A 2,751-nucleotide genomic window follows, 5' to 3' on the forward strand; every position below is an offset into this window, starting at 1 on the left:
ACTCGACCAAAATGCTTGTAGTGCCCTGCTTCCGTTCCTGCTCTCGCACCAATGCCATGATACAGATCCAAATGGTTCTGTTTTACCGCACCACCAGTGTCTAAAACGATCAGCATTCGCAGTTGATGCGCACCGCTCCACGTACCATCCGCATTCAGCAATGGTACTTCCGCCAAGATTGGTGTCCCCATTGGTAAGATAGAACGGTCACCCGCGACCGCCGCCATTGGCAACAAAGGAATACCAGCCGACCCCGTTACTGGCGCTTCCGCTTTTGGTGCAAAGAAGACGTAAGAAGGGTTTTGCTCCAACAACTCGCGCACTGTCGCATCGTCGTTGTCCATCACCCACTCTTTGATTGCTTTGAGGGACATTTTTTCACGCGGCACTTCACCACGTTCAATCAAAATGCGGCCAATACTAACGTAAGCTTTATTATTTTTCCCTGCGTACGCGAAGTACTCCAACGTATCATCATCTTCAAAATGCACATAGCCACTGCCCTGCACTTCCATCATAAACGGGTCAATACGATTAGGCGCATAACCTAGCACTAAACCTTGGCCATCTAATGCCCCGTTGTAGATCTCCGCGCGAGTCGGACAATCTGATGAGCAGTTTGGCTTGCCATAAACTGGGTACTTAAAAATGTCGTTTGGTGTATGACGCAGCTCCATCACGGGAGAAAAGTATCCGGTAAACAGTACATTACCTTTTTGATCACCACCGCCTAATTGCGCAGCTTGAATGCCAAACGCACTCAACGCGCTGGTGTCTCCGCTTTGTTGCGCCCACTCACTTAATCGTTGATATAGCGGTTGGTAAATCTTCGCCATGGATGGTGACTTTATCACCACTTGCTCTGCTTGCTTGTTAAATTCAGTAAAATCGCGTGGTTTGTTAGACTCAACTACGTCCACTTTATTGAGGATCTGAGGAAACTCACCATCAAGATATTGCTGAGCACGATCATTTTGTTGAGCACAGCCAAAGAGTAGGCTCAAAGAGATAATAGGAAGGAGTTTTTTTAACACGTGTCTTTTCCGTAAAAGAGAATAGCAAAAGGATGGCAAACAAATGAATACGACGCAATTGAAAAGGAACGACAAAATGTTTCAACGCTAAGCCAATCCGTTTACTCGTTGTAAATTCATTCAGTTAATGCAACATGATAACAGCGGAAGAATTACGGAATTGTCCGGATTATGTTTGAAAGTAAAATTTACTGATTGAGAGATGAAGTTGTGATCATCCATGTGACTCACAGACGAAAAAGCTGTCAGCTTAAGAGACAATAATAAAAACGACTATCTTACCGCAATCCTTGCACGCCCCTCTAAACGGAATACAGGTAGATAATGTGCATTAGCATCCAGCTTCATTTCTGCATGCTGCTTACCCACAAAATTGAAGTGCCGCTCATTTGAACCCACTCGATACGAAAACGAATCCCCATCGAATTCAAAACTGGTCGCCACTGTAGAACCATTTACGGTAACACCGCGCTCACTCAACACAAATTCTTCACGAGCATAAGGCGCAACATCTTGCTCAACCCAGCGACCATAAATTATCGATTTGGGAATGGGCGGATTAATGGTTCGAGTAATCAAATCACTATACAGCATGCACACGACAACGGTTCCAACTATCGCTATAAGCATGAGAGAACGCTCTAGCCACTTACGAAGCATTGATTTAGATGACGTTTTTGACAGATTTGAAGCAGTGATCGCAGCATTCTTATTAACAGCAGAAGACATGAGGTTCACGTATTGAGGAAAGACGCACCCATTGTAACCTTCCCTTTTAACGGGACCAAGAACCTACCTCAATATGTTTGTGCTTTATTCCAAAATTTCACCTTGCCACCAAGTGAATAAAAAGGCATTATTTTAACATAATTAAACAAGGGAATGGCTGTAGTGAAAATTCGTAGTACTGCTCTCGTAAAAGGATTCCGTCAATCAACACCTTATGTCAATGCTCACCGCGGAAAAACCATGGTGATCATGCTGGGCGGAGAAGCCGTCGCACACAAAAATTTTGGCAATATTATTAATGATATCGCACTCATGCACAGCCTCGGAATCAAAGTCGTGGTGGTGTATGGTGCACGTCCTCAAATTAATCAGCTGCTAGAAAAACAAGACCTCACTACGCCTTACCACAAAAATATCCGCATTACGGATGAATCGGCTTTATCTGTTGTTATGCAAGCTGCCGGACAACTTCAGCTTGCGATTACTGCGCGCCTATCAATGAGCCTCAACAACACTCCGATGGCAGGCACCCAGCTCAATGTCGTTAGCGGAAACTACATCATTGCTCAGCCACTCGGCGTTGATGATGGTGTGGACTATTGCCATAGTGGACGCATTCGCCGCATTGACACCGACGCGATTAATCGCACGCTCGACCAAGGCTCTATTGTGCTACTTGGCCCCATTGCTAGCTCTGTGACTGGCGAGTGTTTTAACTTACTTTCTGAAGAAGTCGCGACACAACTGGCGATAAAGCTGGGTGCGGATAAGCTGATTGGTTTTTGCTCCGAACAAGGTGTCATTGATGACAACGGCAATGCTGTCGCCGAATTACTGCCAATTGAGGCGGAGCATGTCATCAAAACGCTCTCTGAAAATACGTCTCCTGATCTAGATTACAACACAGGAACACTGCGCTTTCTTAAAGGCTCTATTGCCGCTTGCCGTGCCGGAGTACCTCGTAGCCACTTGATCAGTTATAAAGTAG

3 protein-coding genes are annotated in these 2,751 nt (G+C 45.4%); 1 reads left to right on the top strand and 2 read right to left on the bottom strand.

The features are described from left to right. A partial coding sequence (mltA, locus tag IQR33_RS25360) for a murein transglycosylase A (protein WP_193844169.1) occupies positions 1-1,034 on the bottom strand: 1,034 nt, incomplete at its 3' end. Between the two features lie 273 nt (positions 1,035-1,307). Beyond that, a complete protein-coding gene (locus tag IQR33_RS25365; RefSeq protein WP_054576300.1) occupies positions 1,308-1,763 on the bottom strand; it encodes a DUF2850 domain-containing protein in 456 nt (151 codons plus the stop codon). 162 nt (positions 1,764-1,925) lie between these two features. On the opposite strand from IQR33_RS25365, the gene argA reads away from it, so the two are divergent. After that, positions 1,926-2,751 (top strand): amino-acid N-acetyltransferase (gene argA / locus IQR33_RS34335; RefSeq protein ID WP_322621764.1); only part of this gene is annotated, 826 nt, incomplete at its 3' end.

This window comes from Vibrio sp. OPT46 (assembly GCF_015163535.1).
Lineage (GTDB): Bacteria > Pseudomonadota > Gammaproteobacteria > Enterobacterales > Vibrionaceae > Vibrio > Vibrio alginolyticus.